An 18,635-nucleotide genomic window follows, 5' to 3' on the forward strand; every position below is an offset into this window, starting at 1 on the left:
ATTGACATTATTGACGTACAATTATCAACTTTTTAGTTGAACTTAGCGAAAAAAAATTAGATACTTTAAAAAAAATAATGAATTTTCATTCTAGTGAATCCTTATAATCCACGACATAGAGCTACTTTATCTATATAGAAAAGCCGCTTTTTCCACGATTTAGAGCAATTTATATAAGAAATGGTTGAATTATTTGCAGAGAAACTCGTTAAGAATGACTTTCTCTGTACAACTGTTAATGAGAGATTAGAATAGGTTAAATGCGTTGGATGAAAGCACAGAAAAATTTTTCTTTTAACAGTAAATGTACAAGTAGTTCTTATTGTTAGAGTATTCAATTAAAAGTACCTAAAATATCTAGAAACTCATAGTGAGAATTTTTCTTCTTTTATATTGGAATAGTGGCTTTTCGAAACAGATTTATAGCACGAATTAAGGAAAATTATCATCTTTTGATTTAATTGCTCCTCCATCAATGACTATTAGCTCAATCATAAAATTTAGTATTTGATACTTAAATCATATTTTTAACCAGCATTTTATGTTTCAGGATATAAACTATTCAGAAATATGAATTTGTTGGTTTTTTTTTACTTTTGTGTATACTAATAGTATGGAAATTGTGATTATTAATGAAGCAAAAGATAAAAGTATTTATCGTTATAAAAAAGATTATGAACTTATTTTTAATAAAGCTTTGACTTTATTGAATCGAAATAAGAACTCATGTTGTTCTGTTATTTTTGTGACACCAGAAAGAATCCATGAAATCAATAGAGACTATCGAAATATAGATCGAAGTACGGATGTGATTAGTTTTGCGCTTCAAGATGAAATGGAAGAATTTGAAATTGAAGAAGTGCAAGAAGAACTTGGTGATATCTTTATCAATGTACAAGCCATTCGAGATCAGGCACAAGACTATGGTCATTCTTTACGAAGAGAAGCTTGTTTCTTATTTTGTCATGGAATCCTTCATTTATTGGGTTTTGATCATATGTGTATTGAAGACGAAAAAGAAATGTTTGCCCTACAGGATTTAATCTTGGATGACATTGTGAAACGATAGAAAGGAAAAGATTATGGAATATAAATCAGGTTTTATTGCCATTGTTGGTAGACCCAATGCTGGAAAGAGTACTCTTTTAAATGCATTATTGGGAGAAAAAATCGCAATTATGTCCGATAAACCCAATACAACAAGAAATAATATCTCAGGTATTTTGACAAGAGAAGAAGCCCAATATATTTTTGTAGATACACCAGGAATTCATAAACCACAGCAGCAATTAGGAAGAGTCCTTAATAAAAATGCATATACAGCCATGGAAGATTGTGACTGCATTGGATGGATCATTGATGTGACACAAAGCTTTGGAAGTGGCGATGAATTTATTTTAAATCGTATTCAGGCTTTGCATAAACCTGTTATTTTAATTGTGAATAAAGTTGATCGCTTACCAAAAGAAAAACTCATGAAACGATTGTTACATTGGCAATCTGTATATGACTTTAATGAAATTGTACCGATTTCAGCTTTACGAAACAATAATATTGAAGAACTCTTAAAAGTTTTTTATCAATATATCCCTGAAGGACCTATGTATTTTCCAGAAGAAATGAAAAGCGATCATGACTTGAATTTTCAAATCTGTGAAATTGTACGAGAAAAAATATTATTTAAAACAAGAGAAGAAGTACCACATAGTATTGCGGTTTTAATGGAAAAGAAAGAACAATTTGAAGATTCTGTAAAATTTTATATGATGATTGTCGTCGATCGTGACAGTCAAAAAGGAATCTTAATTGGAAAACAAGGAAAAATGATTTCTTCGATTCGATTAGATGCTCAAAAAGAATTATCTAAAAAATTGAATCAGAAAGTCGAATTAGAACTATATGTCCGTGTTGAAAAGAATTGGCGCAATCATGAACAGAAAATCAAAGAATTCGGATTGGATGAATTAAACGATGAGCTTGGTTAATGAAATACAGGGAATTGTGATTTCTAATATGGAATATAGAGAAACCGATTTAATTGTTTATGTATTGACACCAAATGGTATTGTTTCATATTTAGCCAAAGGCGCTTTAAAACAAACATCAAAAAATCGAATTTGTACACAACCCTATAGCTATGTTAACGTCTCTTTAACGCAATCTAAATTTCCTGTATTAACAAGTGGATATGTCATTGAATCGTATTATAAAATCCAGCAGGATTTAGTCAAACAAAGTCTTTGTCAAGTTGTTTGTGATTGCATAAAACGAACAGAAATTGATGAATTGTTATTTTCGCATTTTCAAAAGATGCTGCAATATTTTCAAACAGACAATGAAAAAGCATATACAATGGTTTGTATTTGTTTAAAAGACATATTAAAAAAAGATGGATTTAGTATGCATGTTAAAAATTGTGTAATCTGTCATAGTACACACAACATTGAAACCATTTCCATACAGGAAGGTGGTTTTTTATGTCATTCATGCAATCAAAATCGATATCCCGTTATGAAAAAAGAAGAACTCGTTATGTATTATTCTTTATTTCATTTTACAGAAAACCAAATCAAAGAATTTATTGAAACTTATACTTTTACCATTGAACAAATCTTATTTCTATTCAACTGGTATTGCCAACACGAACAAATTGAATTAAAATCCATTTCTTTTTTACAAACTATATTAAATCTATGAATCTAAAGGCAACACCTTTAGATTTTTTTTGTTTTAGGGTATAATATAATTTGAAATTGCAGGAGGATATTATGAGTCAAAAATCATTTAATGAAGTAGTCGCTCACATGAAAAATTCAGGTTTTGTATATCAGGGATCTGAAATCTATGGAGGTTTAGCAAATACATGGGACTTTGGTCCATTAGGAATCGAATTAAAAAACAATATTAAAAACGCATGGTGGAAACGTTTTATTCAGGAAGATCCAAATAACTGTGGACTTCAAAGTGCCATCTTAATGAATCCAAATGTCTGGGTTGCCAGTGGACACGTAGGAGGTTTTTCCGATCCATTAATGGACTGTAAAGAATGTAAATCCCGTCATCGTGCCGATCAATTGATTGAAGAAGCAACCAATCATGAAGTCAGCTGCGGGGGATGGACGAATGAAGAAATGGAAAATTATATTCGTGAACATGATATTTGTTGTCCAAAATGTGGAGCTAAAAACTTTACGGACATTCGTCAATTTAATTTAATGTTTAAAACATTCCAGGGTGTTCTAGAAGATGCCAAAAGTACAATTTATCTTCGACCAGAAACAGCACAGGGAATTTTTGTGAACTTCAAAAATGTTCAACGTTCTATGCGTAAAAAATTACCATTTGGGATTGGACAAATTGGAAAAAGTTTTAGAAATGAAATCACACCAGGAAACTTCATTTTCCGTACACGTGAATTCGAACAAATGGAATTGGAATTTTTCTGTAAACCAGGAACAGAATTAGACTGGTTTGATTATTATCGCACAAACTGTGTACAATTCTTAAAAGACTTAGGACTTCAAGAAGAAAATATTCGTTTACGTGACCACGATCCAGAAGAATTAGCCCATTATTCCAATGCCACAACAGACATAGAATATATGTTTGGAGACCCAATTGACTGGGGAGAATTATGGGGAATTGCTTCTCGTACAGACTTTGACTTAAAAGCTCATCAAAATACATCTAAACAAAGCATGGAATATTTTGACCAGGAAACTAATGAAAAATATATTCCATATGTCATTGAACCAAGCGTAGGTGTTGAACGATTGATATTAGCTGTAATGTGTGAAGCCTATACAGTAGAGCAATTAGAAAAAGAAGAACGAATTGTATTAAAGTTACATCCATATTTAGCGCCTTATAAAGTAGCTGTTTTACCACTCACAAAAAAATTAAGTGAAAAAGCAATGGATGTTTTCACAAACTTATCAAAAGAAATGACTTGTACATATGACGAAGCTGGAAACATTGGAAAACGGTATCGTCGACAAGATTCTATTGGAACACCTTTCTGTGTCACAATTGATTATGAAACCGAAAAAGATGGTTGTGTGACATTAAGAAATCGTGACACAATGGAACAAGAAAGAATTAAATTAGAAGATTTAGCGGATATACTGCAAAAAAGAATTCGCTTTTAAAAAGGAGTTATTTTGAGTTGGATTAAAGAAGAGGATATGAAAGAAATCCGCAAACGAGCGGATATCATTGACATTGTCAGTCAATACGTGACATTAGAAAAAAAAGGAAAAGAATATCGCTGTATTTGTCCTTTTCATAATGACCACGATCCAAGTCTTATGATCAATGAAGAAAAACAAATCTTTAAATGTTTTGTTTGTGGAGTTGGTGGAAATGTTTTTACATTTGTATCAAAAATCGAAAACATTTCTTTTCCTGAAGCCGTTTATAAAGTCGCTTCTATAATTCATTATCCTCTATCTTTTCAAGTAGAACAAAAAAAAGAAAATGAAAACCAGAAATATTTTGATATATTGAATACTTTTATTCAATATACACAATATGAACTTCATACACCAGAAGGACAAAAATGTCTATCCTATATTAAGGGAAGACACATTCCAGATAGTATTATTCAAAAATTTGAAATGGGGTATGCACCCGATGCCCAAAGCAGCTATCGTTTTCTACAGGCCAAACAAATATCGGATGAAAACTTACAAAAAGTGGGTTTGATTTATGATACATACAATCCATCTATTTTATTTTATGATCGATTTATTATTCCAATTCATGATGAAAACGGAAATCCTGTTGGATTTACAGCACGTCGATTAGATGATTCCAAAGATGTTTCAAAATATATCAATACCACAAAAACACCTATTTATGAAAAAGGAAATCTGATATTTAACTATCATCGAGCCAAACAAAGTGCTCGCAAAAATAAAAGGTGTATCTTAGTGGAAGGGGCTATGGATGTCATTGCCTATGAAAAAGCCGGTATACAAGAAGCAGTTGCGTGTTTAGGAACGGCTTGTACTCCAGCACAAATTCAATTATTGAAAAAACTTCAAGTGGATATTTTAGTTGGCTATGATGGAGATAATGCAGGTCAAAATGCGACTTATAAATTTGGAAAACTGGCTGTTGAAAAGGGATTGAAATTTCAGATTATTCAAAATAAATCAAAACTCGATCCCGATGAAATTTTAGAAAAATATGGAAAAGAAGAGCTTATTTCACAGTTAAATGTCACCATATCTTTTATTGATTTCTTATTTGATTATCTACAAACGATTTATTCATTAAATAATTATGAAGATAAGAAACAATATGCGCAGGAAATTTATTCCTATGTACAAAAATGTGCATTAGACTATGAAAAAAGCTTATATTTAAAACGAATTCAAAGTTTAACAGGATTTGATTTTTCCAATATGACAAATCCTGTCACAAAAAAAGAAAAAGAATATCGTCCAATGTATTTTAATGAACTCACACCTGGACGATATAGTGCAGAAAAAGCTGTTTTAGCGAATATATTAGTTAGTAAAAAAGCAGCGGAAAAATTTCAAAATGAAATTGGGTTTTTTCAAAATCCAGTTTGTAATCAATTATCCCTATATTGTTATGATCTATATCGACAAAATAAAACAATTGATGTAGACACACTCTTGTCTCGAATTGAAGAAGAAGATGTGAGAAATTTATTAGTGGAGTGTTTAAATGAATTTGATGGCACATATCAAGAAGAATTATTTCTTGATAGTATATGTAAAATTAAAGAATGTGCTTTACAAGATCAAATCGAACTCATTAATTCCCAAATTGCACAGCTTTCTAATCCACTGGAAAAAGCTAAGCTGGCTATGAAAAAAAATGAATTTATCTCACAAAAAATAGAACTTCGTCGAAAGGATGGGTAATATGATCTTAGAAATGAAGAATCAAAAATTTACTTCTACTGAAGAAATTCAAACATTTCTTCTTGCCAGAAACGCTCAAGAAATAGAAATTTCGCAAGTCGATTTAATGGACAAATTAACCGATTTGAATCTGTCTGATGATATGATTGATGAATTTTTTGACTGGTGCAGTCAAAACAATATTATTTTCATCAACGAAGAAGACGATGACGATTTATTAGACAGTGAATCGGTTGAAGAAGAATTAGATGATTCTTATGAATCTTCTATTGAAAATGAAATATCGGAATTAGAACTAGCCTTTGCGGCACAGTCTCAAGCCCGTATTAACGATCCTGTTAAGATGTATTTAAAAGAAATAGGACAAATTCCTTTATTAGATCCAAAAGAAGAACCAATTATTGCCAAATCCATACAAGATGGCATCAATGCCAAAGAACAAATTCAAACATGTTTGCCAGAAGAAAAAGAACAATTACAGGAAATCATTGAAGAAGGCGAACAAGCCAAACAAAAACTGATTTCTGCGAATTTACGTTTAGTTGTTTCCATTGCGAAAAAATATGTAGGAAGAGGCATGCTGTTTCTGGATTTAATTCAAGAAGGAAACTGTGGCCTGATTAAAGCAGTAGATAAATTTGATTACACAAAAGGATTTAAGTTTTCTACATATGCGACATGGTGGATTCGCCAAAGTATTACACGGGCCATTGCGGATCAGGCACGAACAATTCGAATTCCTGTTCACATGGTGGAAACTATTAATAAGTTAACACGCATTCAAAGACAATTAATTCAAGATTTAGGAAGAGATCCAACACCGGAAGAAATTGCCGAAAGAATGGGAAATATTTCGCCTGAAAAAGTCAGAGAAATTCAAAAAATTTCATTGGATCCTGTTTCTTTAGAAACACCAATTGGCGAAGAAGACGACTCGCATTTAGGAGATTTTATTGAAGACAAAATTACTTTATCACCTGGTGAATATACCAACAATCAATTGTTGAAAGACGAAATCAATGCAGCTTTATGTGGACTTACGGAACGAGAAGAAAAAGTGTTACGTCTTCGTTTTGGCTTAGAAGATGGACGTACTCGAACATTAGAAGAAGTGGGAAAAGAATTTAATGTCACTCGTGAACGTATTCGTCAAATTGAAGCCAAAGCATTACGGAAATTAAAACACCCGAATCGTTCAAAAAGATTAAAGGATTTTATGAAATGATTTCCAAACGCTTACAAGAAGTCGTCAACTGGATTGATGGAAATGTATTAGCCGATATTGGCTGTGACCATGGTTATGTCTGTATACAAGCTATTTTAGAAGGGCGCGTACAAAAAGCCTATGCCTGTGATATTGCTCAAGGCCCATTAGATAATGCTTTAGTTTCTATACAAAAACATGGCCTGGAAGATAAAATTGAATGTGTTTTATCCAATGGTTTAAAACAAGTAAAAGAAGATGTAGATATCATTGTTATTGCGGGTATGGGAGCTAGTACAATTGTGGATATTTTAAAACATCCTATTCCTATTGGAACGACTTTCGTTATTTCTCCTCATAAAGACGTAGAAATCTTTCGACAATTTGCGTGTGAAAATGGTTTTGAAATTATTTGTGAGAAGATGATTCAAGATGATCATTTTTATCCGATTATAAAATGTAAATATACATCAAATTCTTATAATTTATCACAAGAAGAAATATTTTATGGAAAAAATGTATTAAAAGATGATTGTTTTCAAGCTTATTTGGATTACCAGGAAAAGAAATGGACACATATTCTTCAATGGATGCCAGAAAATAAAAAAGAAAATGTTCTTAATCGATTAGAATCTATAAAAAAAATACGCTAGAGTATATTCTCAATGCGTATTTTTTCTTTTTTATCTGGATTTTTCAAGTATTCATAAATCATATTGGTTAAATACATTGGCGTACTTGCTCCTGAAGTAATCGCAATATGAGCATGATCTGCAATAGAATCAATATCAATATCATCTACACTTTGCGCTTTTATGATTTGAGGAATTCCTGCAATCTTACCAATATTTGCTAATTGAGACGTATTGTTGCTGGATGGATCGCCAACCACAATTAATACATCAATTCCCGTATCTTTTAAATTTAAAATAGCTTGTTGACGAATACGAGTGGCATTACAGATTTCATCATGAAAAATGGCTTCTGGATATAATTCATGAATACAATCAAATAAATCTTTGATATCCAATATAGACATTGTTGTTTGATTGGTCACAAATACAGGAAGATCAACTTTTGGAATATCTTGTTCTTTTTCAATTAAATATACTTGATGACGATTAAAATAAATGCCTTCAGCTTCTGGATGATTTTTCTTTCCAATATAGAAAATCACATAACCCTTATTAATATATTCATTCACAATTTTCTGTGTCTGGGAAACAAAAGGACACGTAGCATCCACAATTGTTAAATTCTTTTCAATTGCTTTTTTCTTTACATCTTCACTAATACCATGAGCCGTAAAAATCACAATACCATCTTGAATATCATCTAATAAATCCCAGCGCGATTTGTTTTTGACATCGACCGTTTCTATGTTATGATATTTGAGCGCTTCTTGTACATAATGATTATGTACAAGATTGCCTAATATAGTGATTTTTTCATTAGGATGTTTAAACCGTGTTTTCTTGGCAATATCAATGGCCCTTAAAACACCACCACAATAACCTTGTGGATTTAACATTTGAATTTGAAATTGTTTCATACTTCAATGATACAAATATTATATATTTTGTCAAATTATGATTAAATAGAAACAGGAGGTATATATGAACCGAATTGAAAAAATAATGGAAATTGAACGCTTTAAAGAATTGACACCCATTCAAAAAGCAATCGTAGAAAGAAAAAATAAAAACAGAGACTGTATTGGTATTTCCAGTACAGGATCAGGAAAAAGCCATGCGTTTTTCATGACTATTTTTGAAAAAATAGATTTAGAGGATAAAAATGTACAAGCTGTTATTTCCGCACCAACACGTGAATTAGCTTATCAATTATATGAACGCTGTAAAAAAATAAGCGATGCTTTTGGAATAAAAACTAAATTAGTAACAGGTGGAATGGAAAAAAATACCAGTACCATTCAAGCTCAAATTATTATTGGAACTCCTGGGCGAATGAAAGATTTATTCATTCAGGAAAATGTATTGCGTTTAGATACAGCAAAAATTATGATTATTGATGAAGCAGATATGACTCTTGAATTTGGATTTTTAGAAGACATTGACCAGATTTTGTCGCATATGGATAAAAAGATTCAGTTAATGGTATTTTCTGCAACGATTCCTCAGGAACTGCAACCCTTTCTAAAGAAATATTTATATGAGCCAGAATGGATTCAAATCTCAACAGATGAAGAATATCAAAGCGATGTGAAACATCTTTTAATTTCATGCAAACACAAAAGCTATAAAGAACGATTATTGGATGTGCTTCCATGCATCAATCCCTATATTTGTTTAATTTTTGCCAATACCACAAACCAAGCCAGTGAAATCGCAGATTATTTACGAGAACATAACTATGATTTAGTAGAAATACATGGTGGATTGGAATCCAGAGAACGATATAAAGCCATTAAAGCCATTCAAAGCCAGAAAAAAAGCTATATCGTAGCCAGTGATGTGGCCAGTCGTGGTATTGATTTAGACGGTATTACACATGTTATTAGCTGTGGTTTTCCAAAAGATATAAATTTCTATATTCATAGAGCTGGTCGAACAGGAAGAGTGAATCGAGATGGAATGTGTATTGCTTTATACCAGGAAAATGATCGACAAGCGATTCGTTCTTTAGAAAAAAGAGGAATTGTCTTTGATCAAAAAGATATTAAAAATCATCAAATCGTTGATTTAAAAGCCAGAACTAAAACTAAAAAAGAAGATCCAATTGAAATTGAAGTCAAAAAAATCACAAATAAAAAAACAAAAGTCAAACCAAATTATAAAAAGAAACAAAGAGAAGAAATTGATCGGCTTCGTCGTAAAAAAAGAAGAGAAATGATTCGAAATGATATCAAACGCCAGCAAAAAGAAAGAGCCATTGCCAAATTAAAGGAGAAGTAAATGATTGTTTTAGGTTGTCATGTATCTTTGAAAGCGCCTCATTACTTTTTAGGATCTATCCAAGAAGCACTTTCTTATCAAGCCAATGCTTGTATGATTTATACAGGTCCACCAAGTAATTCAAAACGAGTTTCTATTGATCAATTTAAAATTGAACAAGCTAAAGAGCTCATGAAAGAAAATGATTTTAAAATAGAAAATGTGATTGTTCATGCGCCTTATATTATTAATATAGGAAACAGTTTAAATTTAGATACATTTAGTTTTGGTTGTGATTTTTTAAAAGAAGAACTCAAGCGTGTTCATGAAATAGGAGCTTCTATTCTTGTTTTACATCCTGGTTCTCATGTCAAAGCTGGAAAAGAAGCGGGTTTAAAACAAGTGATTGATGGATTAAATCAAGTTTTAGAACAAGATAATTCAAATGTATGTATTGCCTTAGAAACGATGGCTGGAAAAGGAAGTGAAATAGGGTCTACATTTGAAGAAATTGCTTATATTAAAAATCAGATAATCAAGAAAGAACGTATTAAAGTATGCTTAGATACTTGTCATATTCATGATGCTGGATATTCTTTAGAGAATTTTGATCAAGTACTAAATGAATTTGATGAAATCATTGGTTTAGATAATTTGGCTGTCATTCATATCAATGATTCGAAAAATGAAAAAGGCGCTCATAAAGATCGCCATGAAAATATAGGACAAGGGTATATTGGATTTGATATTCTACATTCCATTGTTCATCATCCAAAACTTGAAGGCATTCCTATGATTTTAGAAACACCTTATATAGATGGAAAACCACCTTATAAAGAAGAAATAAAGAAATTGACTCTAGAATAAGTCAATTTCTTTTTTTAAACGATTCACAATATCTTCTTGTTTTAATTTTTCAATAATTTGACCACGCTTTATCAACAAGCCTTCTTTTTTTCCACCAGCGATGGCAATATCAGCATGTTTGGCTTCTCCAGGTCCATTGACAGCACAACCCATAATCGCAACCGTAATATCTTTATGAATGGTTTGAAGATAGGCTTCTATTTCATTTACAGCTGGTTCCATATCCCATTGTGTACGACCACAAGTTGGACAAGCAATTAAATTAGGTACACGATTTATTAAACGACAATCTTTTAATAATTCCTTAACAATCGGAATTTCTTTTTCAGGCGCTCCATTGACACTAATACGAATAGTATTTCCAATGCCTTCCATTAATAAAGTCCCCAAAGCCAGAGAACTCTTAATGGCGCTTGTTAAAGTGGTACCCGCTTCTGTTACACCAAGATGCAAAGGATAATCAAAAGTTTGACTAGCTAAGCGATAGGCTTCTATACAAAGTAAAGGATCACTGGATTTAAAAGATAAAACGGTATCATAGAAATCACATTCTTCTAAAATAGAAATATGACGCTGGGCACTTTCTATCATGCCTTGGGCTGTTGGTTTCCCATATTTATCATGGATATCTTTTTCTAAAGAACCACTATTGATTCCGATACGAATAGGTATTCCTTTTTCTTTACAGGCACTCACCACTTTTTTTACATTTTCTTTGGATCCAATGTTTCCTGGATTTAAACGAATTTTATCCGCACCGGCTTCAATACAAGCTAAAGCTAATTTATAATCAAAGTGAATATCGGCTACCAACGGAATGTGTATTTGTTTTTGAATTTGAGCAATGGCTTTGGCATCTTCCATATCTAAACAACTGACACGAATAATTTCACATCCCATTTTTTCCAGACACAAAATTTGTTCAACAACTTTTTTTACTTGTTTGGTTGGAATATTGCACATAGATTGAATATATACTTTTGAATTATGGCCTAATTCTAAATTTTTTATTTTGACTTGACGTGTTTCATTTCGATTCATAGACAAACCTTCTTTCATTTTCATTATACACGTATACGAAAAAATCGCAATTTCATAAAAAATATGTATAATAGAATCAATAGGGGGCTTTTTTTGTGTTTAAAAGAAAAAAAAGAAAAATGGAAAATAAATCGATTAATGAAACGATTACAAGTCGTATTATCGTACTTGCCTTAGTCATCTTTATTTCTTTTACGGCTATTATTGGACGATTATTTACCATTCAAGTGATTCAACACGATTCCTATGTAGAAAAAAAAGATGATTATACATCGATTCGTCAATATGTCAGTGCACCAAGAGGTCAAATCTATGATCGAAATGGAAATGTACTGGCTAAAACGGTTGTTAGCCATAATATTACATATACGTCTCCACAAAATATGAGTGTTGATGATTATTTATTATATGCACAGCGAATTGTGGAAGTCTTTGGATTGGATGAAGATGAATTAACAGAAAGAGATAAAAAAGAAGCTTTTATTACATATCGTACATTAAATTATTCCTATACGGATTCAAAATACGCAGCCAAGGATTTATTGACAGATAAAGAAAATGAAGAATATGCCAATGGAAGCTGGGGAGCCAATGCTGAAAGCATTCGCTATGGCTTATTATATAATCGAATCAAAGAAGAACATTTAAAAGAAATGAGCGATAAAGACCTTAAAACCTGTGTCATTTATCAGCGAATGGTCGCCAATGCCTCTACGGGACAGGAAAATGTTGTTTTAGAAGATGTAGACGATGATGCAGTTTCTTATCTGGTTGAACATAAAACAGAATTTCCAGGCTTTGAAGTGGATTTTGGAGGATGGAAACGAGAATATCCATATGGAGAATGTTTATCCGATGTCTTAGGAAATGTATCAACAAGTACAGAAGGATTACCAGAAGCTTACTATTCTTATTATATTCAGAAAGGATATCAATCCAATGCTTCTGTAGGAACATCTGGATTGGAATTTCAATACAATGATTTATTGGCAGGGACATCCGAAGAATCCATTATTACATATGATTCCAATGGTTTGGCACATAAAGAAGTTGTACGAAGTGCCGTAAAAGGCTATGACATTTATTTATCAATTGACATTGAATTACAGCAAACTATGGATGAAACTGTTAAAAGTGTATTGCAGGAATATGCAGGAACGGAGCGTCGTGAAAACTTTAAATCGTTGTTTATGTGTATGATGGATCCCAATGATGGTTCTATGCTGGCTTTATCGGGATATCAAATTGATTTAGATACAAAAGAATTAACATATTACGCATCGGGAAATTATACATCTCTTGTCAATCCGGGTTCCAGCATTAAAGGGGCTACGGTTTATATGGGCCTTATGGAAGGGGTTATCCAACCTGGAGAAGTCATTGTGGATAAAACAATGAATATTGCTGGAGAAGAATTTTCTTCTTATGAAGAACATGGACCTGTCGATGATATTAAAGCATTACAAGTTTCAAGTAATGTTTATATGTTTAATATTGCGATTCGTCTGGCAAAGGGAAGCTATATAGAAGGTGAACCACTGGTAGTCAATGATGTTCCGGGTACTTTGAACTTAATGCGAAAATATTATACCAGCTTTGGTTTAGGAAATTTAACGGGTATTGATGTTCCAGGTGAAGTAGCTGGTTATCAATCTGTCAATACTTTAGCTGGAATGTTGTTAAACTATTCCATTGGTCAATATGATATGTATACGCCAATACAGTTACTGGAATATGTTTCCACTATTGCCAGTTCGGGATCGACTTATAAACCAAGACTGTATTCCTACGCGACAGAAGTTAATAGCAACCAGGTCGTTGAAGTATATGAAAAAGAATTACGGAATCGCTTAACTGGGGATAAATCAGATGAATATTTAAATCGAGTGCAAGAAGGATTTAGAGCTTGTGTATCTTCAGGAAACTGTGGATCGGAATTAAAGGAAATGGAACAAGGTGTGGCTGGTAAAACAGGAACTGCCGAAGTAGGGGAATGGACGACGGCCATCTTTGTTGGATATGCACCATATGAAAATCCAAGTGTCGCTTTTGCATGTGCGGCACCTACTTCTTCCATTAACTCTCAGGAAGTATCAAAGAACTTGTGTACCGATACAGTAACCGCAAAAGTATTAAAAAAATATTTTGAATTGTATCCACAATAGTTCTTGCACTCAAAGGATTTGTTATGGTAGAATAGGAAAGCAATATGTAAGGAGGTCAGACCATGAGAGATCGTATTATTTTTAAATGTTCTGTTTGTGGTAATGAAAACTACATCGGTACAAGAAATAAAAAGAAACATCCTGATAAGATGGTTATTAAAAAATATTGTCCTAAATGTAATCAAAAAACTGATCATAAGGAGAAAAAATAAGAAAGGCCAAATACTGGTCTTTTTTAATATAAGTTTATGCAAGTAGTAACATATACATTGGGACCTGTACAAGCCAATTGTTATATTCTGATAGAAAACCATCACGCTTTAATTGTCGATCCCGGGGACAAGTTCGATGTCAAAGAAATGATGAAAGAATATGAAATAACAATTGATGCGATTCTTTTAACACATACACATTATGATCATATTGGTGGCGTAGATGATATAGTGGATCAATTGGGTTGTGACTTATATTGCAATCCTAAAGAATTTGAATTCTTAACCAATCCAAAATTAAATCATTCCTATTATCATACGCATCAACTCATTCTTCATTCCAAACCAAAAGCCATAGTACAAGGAAAACAAACCATTGGAAACTTTGAAGTCAATGCACTGTTTTGTCCAGGACACACCATTGGTTCTACAGTCTATCAAATTGGACCTTTATTAATTACAGGAGATGTTTTATTTCAAGGTTCTATTGGAAGAACAGATTTACCAACGGGTTCATATACACAAATGATGAATTCTTTAGAAAAACTGAAAACAATCAAAGAAAATTATCATGTTTTACCTGGTCATGGTCCTTTGTCTACATTGGATGAAGAAAAAAAATGGAATCCATATTTATAATTGTCACATTTGTGGCAATTTTTTTTTGCGTTTTTAAAATTTATTACGTATAAAAGAATATGGAACAATTATTACAGACATTATTAGAATATGCATTAGATCAAATGGCAAGTGATATTCATTTTATTCTAAAAGAGAATCATCTTAAAATTACATTTCGTACTCCAAATGGATTTCAAGAACTTTTACAAGATATATGGAATCCGGATTTCTTTGAATATTTAAAATATAAATCTCATTTCGACTTAACCAATCCCTATCTACCTCAAAGTGGCCAATTTAATATTCAAATACAAAAAACGATTTCTTGTCGCTTTTCTGTTATTGTCAATCAATCCATTCAAACAGGTGTATTACGTATTCTTAACAACAATATGTTTTTCACAATCAATGAACTATGTCACGACAATAAAACAATAGAATTTTTCTATTCACTTGTTCATAGAAGAAATGGATTGATTATTATGAGTGGTCCTACTGGCTGCGGAAAAACTACGACATTACATGCGATTTTACATGAAATCGGTTTATTAAAACAAAACAAAGTCGTGAGTTTAGAAGATCCAATTGAAATTAAAGACGATACCTATTTACAACTTCAAATAAATGAAAACCAGGGATTTACATATGAAAAAGGCATTGAAGAATTACTTCGACACGATCCGGATGTGATTTTTATTGGTGAAACAAGAAATGCATATAGTGCAAAAATGGTTTTAAGAGCTAGTTTAACAGGTCATTTTGTATTTACAACATTACATGCCAAAAATAGTTTAGAGACAATTGAACGCTTATTAGATTTTGGTTTACCTTTATCGCAATTAAAACAAGTATTGACAGCTATTATATCCAGTCGTATTTATCAATCCAGACAAGGAAGGGAATGCATCTATGAAATCTTATCCAAAGAAGACTTACAATACGCACTTCAAAACAGAAAATATCCTTCACACTTTCAAACGCTATCTAAAAAAATTCAAAAACAAATTGAATCAGGAAATATCATTGACACCCAGGCAAAATATGACTTGCTGGATTTATGATATGGAAATTCATTTATTTTATTTGTTGTTAGACCACGGATTACCGATTGAAGAAATGATCGAACTTTGTTTTAAAAATAAAAATTTTATTCAAAATGAATTAAATAAAGGCAAAACACTAGCTGAATCTTTTCATTTTAAAAATAAAAAAATGAACCAGTATTTTCATTTTTTTTTAGATTTTTTAAATATGAAAGAAGCACTTTCTTGTACATTTACTTTATTAGAACAAAAACAAGACATTGTAAAAGACTGTATAAAGAAACTTTATTATCCTTTATTTATATTCTTTTTCTGTTTTGGTATGATACGTTTTTTCAACCATTCCATTTTACCAGCATTAACTTCTTTTCAAAGTGAAAACCAATCTCTGATTTTATTTCAAATTTTAGATTTATTTTATACAAGTTGTTTTATTGGAATGCTGTTGTTTGTTATCTTACTAAAAAAGATGTGGATATATATTCCTTTTTTCAAACAATGGAAAACCTATGAATTTGCGATTTTATTTCGTTCTTTATTTGATACGGGATTATCTTCTATTGAATGTTTTCAGAAAATCAAGAAATTTTCCAGTTTTTATCAATTAGAAGACTATGCCATGCAAGGAATGAAAATGGAAACGATATTTAATCAATTTAAATGGATGGATCCTGTTTTTATTACTTTTTATCAAATTGGAAGCCAAAACGCACATTTGTCGAATTCTATTGAATTGTATTTAAACACCACGAAAGAAAAAATAATGCAAACCATTCATAAAGGGACCATCTATATTCAATTACTCAGTTATGGAAGCGTTGGATTGGTTGCGATTTTGGTCTATAACATCGTATTAATGCCATTGGAAATGTTAAATGGATTTTAGGAGGAACTATGAAAAAAAATGCATTTACAATTTTAGAAATGATGATTGTTTTACTGATTATGGCAATCTTATTACTGATTACTTTACCTAATATTCAACAAAAAGAAGCCGTTATTCGAAATAAAGGATGCCAGGCTTTAATTGAAATCGTAAATAGTCAAATTATGTTATATGAAATCAATGAAGAATCTACACCAGATAGCGTGAATCAACTTATTGAAAATGGATATTTAAAAGAAGGGCAGCAAACGTGTCCAAATGGAAAGGAAATTGTGATTATAGATGGACAAGCCAGTAGTCAATAATGGATTTACAATTATTGAAATGTTAATTGTTCTTTTGATTTTAGTGTGCTTTACAATTCCATTTGTCAAACCGGATCCTTCTTTTGATATATTTATGAAAAAAATGCGTATATATTCTATTATTTGTCAAGAAAAAGCATTTCTTTATAAACAAAATCAAAATGTATCCATACAAGAACATCAAGCTGTTTTTGATGACTTTGTATATGTGTATCCTGAAACTATTACATGTGAACCTGTTTCTTTTCACTACAATTCAAATGGAAATATATCCCAGGCATTGTCTTATAGTTGTCAGTCTTTAACACAACAGAAAACATTGATTTATCAATTAGGAAGTGGAAGAGTACGTTATGAATAATGGATTTAGTCTATATGAGTCTTTATTATCGTTATTGATTGTATTGATTTGTATTGCATTATTGATGACTTGTATTACTTCTTTTAAAGGACAAAAAGAAAGGATTTATAGTGAAACAATTAAAAAAGAATGGTTTTACACTGATTGAGTCATTACTTAGTTTATTGATTACTTCTATTGTTTCTATGCTTTGTATGATTATTTTACAAACTTGTATACAAATGGTTTCTATTGATTTTCAACATCAAAATCAAATGGCCATTCTTCAACTTCGTCAAAAATGTGCCTTGGCAAGTAATGTTCATGTCGAAAATGGAAATTTATATATGATCGATCAAAGAAAAGATATTGAGATATCCTATCACAATCATCGTCTGGTTCAACAAGATGGTTATGTTATCTGGATGGAAGATTTAGACTATGCGTTTTTTATACAAGAAGATAATGATATATATCTGGAATGGAGTAGCCATGAAAAAGAAATGCGCTCACAAATTCTATAATGGTTATTCTCTTTATTTGTCTTTAATTTGTTTATTTGTTTTATTTCAATGTATATCTTATTTTAGTGTTTTTACAATGCAATCGGCGTATTTAATACAATGTAATCGACAATCTAATTTTGACTTGGCTTTAATTTCTCATGCTAAAGCATTGATTAAAAATAATACCTATGTACGATCTTGTTCAAAAGATAATTCTAAATTGATTTTGAGAAAAGATTTTGAAATTGAAAATATTCCAATTGTATTAACAGACCATGAAACGTATATTTCCTGTCGCTATGAAAATTTAGAGGTACTGATTTATTATGACAATTATTTTATCTATGACTTGGAAACTAAAACTGTTGACTAGTTTTAAAAATAAAGTAAAATATTCAATAGAGACGATGAATTAGACTAGTAAACAATTCAAAATGAATAGAGAATCAATGGTTGGTGGAAATTGATGATGGCGGTTGTTGAACTCACTAAGGAGTCGGTAAGTAATGTTACCCGTAATTCTTGCGATAAAAGAAATGAAAGTGTTCGTCATGAAAACTAAGGTGGTACCGCGTTTATAACGTCCTTAGACAAGGGCGTTTTTTTAGTATGACGGGCATGCCATACGTCTAGGGTGAAAGTCCCAAAGGAGGT

The 18,635-nt window shown here is 31.5% G+C and carries 21 protein-coding genes and 1 other annotated feature; of the genes, 19 read left to right on the plus strand and 2 right to left on the minus strand.

Translation table 11 applies throughout. From position 1 onward, the window contains the following. Window positions 1–613 precede the first annotated feature (613 nt). From ybeY to ACI32A_RS01385, 7 genes are all read left to right on the plus strand, one after another. Complete coding sequence (gene ybeY, locus ACI32A_RS01355) at window positions 614–1,069, plus strand: rRNA maturation RNase YbeY (protein WP_439753222.1); 456 nt, start codon at window positions 614–616, stop codon at window positions 1,067–1,069. A gap of 13 nt (window positions 1,070–1,082) precedes the next feature. After that, window positions 1,083–1,985: a GTPase Era gene (gene era / locus ACI32A_RS01360; protein WP_439753223.1), complete on the plus strand. Its 903-nt coding sequence runs from the start codon at window positions 1,083–1,085 to the stop codon at window positions 1,983–1,985. Then, complete coding sequence (recO, locus tag ACI32A_RS01365) at window positions 1,972–2,697, plus strand: DNA repair protein RecO (protein WP_439753224.1); 726 nt, start codon at window positions 1,972–1,974, stop codon at window positions 2,695–2,697. Before era ends, recO begins: the two co-directional genes overlap by 14 nt. Window positions 2,698–2,768: 71 nt before the next feature. Beyond that, window positions 2,769–4,148: a glycine--tRNA ligase gene (locus ACI32A_RS01370; protein ID WP_439753225.1), complete on the plus strand. Its 1,380-nt coding sequence runs from the start codon at window positions 2,769–2,771 to the stop codon at window positions 4,146–4,148. Window positions 4,149–4,160: 12 nt separating this feature from the next. Then, the gene (gene dnaG / locus ACI32A_RS01375) at window positions 4,161–5,897 is read left to right on the plus strand and encodes a DNA primase (RefSeq protein WP_439753226.1); all 1,737 of its coding nucleotides are present in this window, start codon (window positions 4,161–4,163) and stop codon (window positions 5,895–5,897) included. A 1-nt stretch (window position 5,898) separates the two neighbouring features. After that, complete coding sequence (rpoD, locus tag ACI32A_RS01380; RefSeq protein WP_439753227.1) at window positions 5,899–7,122, plus strand: RNA polymerase sigma factor RpoD; 1,224 nt, start codon at window positions 5,899–5,901, stop codon at window positions 7,120–7,122. Continuing rightward, window positions 7,119–7,754 carry a tRNA (adenine(22)-N(1))-methyltransferase gene (locus ACI32A_RS01385; protein ID WP_439753228.1) on the plus strand — a complete coding sequence of 212 codons (636 nt, stop codon included), beginning with the start codon at window positions 7,119–7,121 and terminating at the stop codon, window positions 7,752–7,754. The genes rpoD and ACI32A_RS01385 overlap by 4 nt, the downstream gene beginning before the upstream one ends. Here ACI32A_RS01385 and ispH read toward each other — a convergent pair. Next, a complete protein-coding gene (gene ispH / locus ACI32A_RS01390) occupies window positions 7,751–8,653 on the minus strand; it encodes a 4-hydroxy-3-methylbut-2-enyl diphosphate reductase (protein WP_439753229.1) in 903 nt (300 codons plus the stop codon). The genes ACI32A_RS01385 and ispH overlap by 4 nt on opposite strands. A 64-nt stretch (window positions 8,654–8,717) precedes the next feature. Between ispH and ACI32A_RS01395 the strand changes: the two genes are divergently transcribed. Beyond that, a complete protein-coding gene (locus tag ACI32A_RS01395) occupies window positions 8,718–10,016 on the plus strand; it encodes a DEAD/DEAH box helicase (protein WP_439753230.1) in 1,299 nt (432 codons plus the stop codon). Beyond that, on the plus strand, window positions 10,017–10,862 hold the full coding sequence (locus tag ACI32A_RS01400) for a deoxyribonuclease IV (protein ID WP_439753231.1): 846 nt from the start codon (window positions 10,017–10,019) through the stop codon (window positions 10,860–10,862). On the opposite strand, the gene ispG is transcribed toward ACI32A_RS01400, so the two are convergent. Further along, complete coding sequence (gene ispG, locus ACI32A_RS01405) at window positions 10,854–11,927, minus strand: flavodoxin-dependent (E)-4-hydroxy-3-methylbut-2-enyl-diphosphate synthase (protein WP_439753232.1); 1,074 nt, start codon at window positions 11,925–11,927, stop codon at window positions 10,854–10,856. The genes ACI32A_RS01400 and ispG overlap by 9 nt on opposite strands. Before the next feature lie 71 nt (window positions 11,928–11,998). Between ispG and ACI32A_RS01410 the strand changes: the two genes are divergently transcribed. The 10 genes from ACI32A_RS01410 to ACI32A_RS01455 all read left to right on the plus strand — a co-directional run bounded on the left by ACI32A_RS01410 (window position 11,999) and on the right by ACI32A_RS01455 (window position 18,354). Continuing rightward, window positions 11,999–14,068, plus strand: coding sequence for a peptidoglycan D,D-transpeptidase FtsI family protein (locus ACI32A_RS01410; protein WP_439753233.1), 2,070 nt, complete (start codon window positions 11,999–12,001; stop codon window positions 14,066–14,068). A 62-nt stretch (window positions 14,069–14,130) separates the two neighbouring features. Then, complete coding sequence (gene rpmG / locus ACI32A_RS01415) at window positions 14,131–14,280, plus strand: 50S ribosomal protein L33 (protein ID WP_154459099.1); 150 nt, start codon at window positions 14,131–14,133, stop codon at window positions 14,278–14,280. Between the two features lie 36 nt (window positions 14,281–14,316). Further along, a complete protein-coding gene (locus ACI32A_RS01420; protein ID WP_439753234.1) occupies window positions 14,317–14,919 on the plus strand; it encodes an MBL fold metallo-hydrolase in 603 nt (200 codons plus the stop codon). A 59-nt stretch (window positions 14,920–14,978) separates the two neighbouring features. After that, window positions 14,979–15,962 carry an ATPase, T2SS/T4P/T4SS family gene (locus tag ACI32A_RS01425; protein ID WP_439753235.1) on the plus strand — a complete coding sequence of 328 codons (984 nt, stop codon included), beginning with the start codon at window positions 14,979–14,981 and terminating at the stop codon, window positions 15,960–15,962. Between the two features lies 1 nt (window position 15,963). Continuing rightward, a complete protein-coding gene (locus ACI32A_RS01430) occupies window positions 15,964–16,830 on the plus strand; it encodes a hypothetical protein (RefSeq protein ID WP_439753236.1) in 867 nt (288 codons plus the stop codon). Window positions 16,831–16,838: 8 nt separating this feature from the next. Next, window positions 16,839–17,135, plus strand: a complete 297-nt coding sequence (comGC, locus tag ACI32A_RS01435) for a competence type IV pilus major pilin ComGC (protein ID WP_439753237.1) — start codon at window positions 16,839–16,841, stop codon at window positions 17,133–17,135. Beyond that, a complete protein-coding gene (locus tag ACI32A_RS01440) occupies window positions 17,113–17,496 on the plus strand; it encodes a prepilin-type N-terminal cleavage/methylation domain-containing protein (protein WP_439753238.1) in 384 nt (127 codons plus the stop codon). Before comGC ends, ACI32A_RS01440 begins: the two co-directional genes overlap by 23 nt. Next, window positions 17,489–17,644 carry a hypothetical protein gene (locus ACI32A_RS01445; RefSeq protein ID WP_439753239.1) on the plus strand — a complete coding sequence of 52 codons (156 nt, stop codon included), beginning with the start codon at window positions 17,489–17,491 and terminating at the stop codon, window positions 17,642–17,644. The genes ACI32A_RS01440 and ACI32A_RS01445 overlap by 8 nt, the downstream gene beginning before the upstream one ends. Then, the gene (locus ACI32A_RS01450; protein ID WP_439753240.1) at window positions 17,607–17,999 is read left to right on the plus strand and encodes a prepilin-type N-terminal cleavage/methylation domain-containing protein; all 393 of its coding nucleotides are present in this window, start codon (window positions 17,607–17,609) and stop codon (window positions 17,997–17,999) included. The genes ACI32A_RS01445 and ACI32A_RS01450 overlap by 38 nt, the downstream gene beginning before the upstream one ends. Further along, window positions 17,968–18,354 (plus strand): hypothetical protein, encoded by a 387-nt coding sequence (locus ACI32A_RS01455; protein ID WP_439753241.1) that lies wholly within the window; start codon window positions 17,968–17,970, stop codon window positions 18,352–18,354. Before ACI32A_RS01450 ends, ACI32A_RS01455 begins: the two co-directional genes overlap by 32 nt. 25 nt (window positions 18,355–18,379) lie before the next feature. Beyond that, window positions 18,380–18,572: a binding site (T-box leader), on the plus strand. Window positions 18,573–18,635: the final 63 nt, after the last annotated feature.

This window comes from Floccifex sp. (assembly GCF_051873555.1).
GTDB lineage: Bacteria > Bacillota_I > Bacilli_A > Erysipelotrichales > Erysipelotrichaceae > Floccifex.

Coding starts and splice junctions, on each gene's coding strand:
- ybeY (WP_439753222.1), top strand. CDS start 614: ATGGAAATTGTGATTATTAATGAAGCAAAAGATAAAAGTATTTATCGT.
- era (WP_439753223.1), top strand. CDS start 1,083: ATGGAATATAAATCAGGTTTTATTGCCATTGTTGGTAGACCCAATGCT.
- recO (WP_439753224.1), top strand. CDS start 1,972: ATGAGCTTGGTTAATGAAATACAGGGAATTGTGATTTCTAATATGGAA.
- ACI32A_RS01370 (WP_439753225.1), top strand. CDS start 2,769: ATGAGTCAAAAATCATTTAATGAAGTAGTCGCTCACATGAAAAATTCA.
- rpoD (WP_439753227.1), top strand. CDS start 5,899: ATGATCTTAGAAATGAAGAATCAAAAATTTACTTCTACTGAAGAAATT.
- ACI32A_RS01385 (WP_439753228.1), top strand. CDS start 7,119: ATGATTTCCAAACGCTTACAAGAAGTCGTCAACTGGATTGATGGAAAT.
- ispH (WP_439753229.1), bottom strand. CDS start 8,653: ATGAAACAATTTCAAATTCAAATGTTAAATCCACAAGGTTATTGTGGT.
- ACI32A_RS01395 (WP_439753230.1), top strand. CDS start 8,718: ATGAACCGAATTGAAAAAATAATGGAAATTGAACGCTTTAAAGAATTG.
- ACI32A_RS01400 (WP_439753231.1), top strand. CDS start 10,017: ATGATTGTTTTAGGTTGTCATGTATCTTTGAAAGCGCCTCATTACTTT.
- ispG (WP_439753232.1), bottom strand. CDS start 11,927: ATGAAAATGAAAGAAGGTTTGTCTATGAATCGAAATGAAACACGTCAA.
- rpmG (WP_154459099.1), top strand. CDS start 14,131: ATGAGAGATCGTATTATTTTTAAATGTTCTGTTTGTGGTAATGAAAAC.
- ACI32A_RS01420 (WP_439753234.1), top strand. CDS start 14,317: ATGCAAGTAGTAACATATACATTGGGACCTGTACAAGCCAATTGTTAT.
- ACI32A_RS01425 (WP_439753235.1), top strand. CDS start 14,979: ATGGAACAATTATTACAGACATTATTAGAATATGCATTAGATCAAATG.
- ACI32A_RS01430 (WP_439753236.1), top strand. CDS start 15,964: ATGGAAATTCATTTATTTTATTTGTTGTTAGACCACGGATTACCGATT.
- comGC (WP_439753237.1), top strand. CDS start 16,839: ATGAAAAAAAATGCATTTACAATTTTAGAAATGATGATTGTTTTACTG.
- ACI32A_RS01440 (WP_439753238.1), top strand. CDS start 17,113: ATGGACAAGCCAGTAGTCAATAATGGATTTACAATTATTGAAATGTTA.
- ACI32A_RS01445 (WP_439753239.1), top strand. CDS start 17,489: ATGAATAATGGATTTAGTCTATATGAGTCTTTATTATCGTTATTGATT.
- ACI32A_RS01455 (WP_439753241.1), top strand. CDS start 17,968: ATGAAAAAGAAATGCGCTCACAAATTCTATAATGGTTATTCTCTTTAT.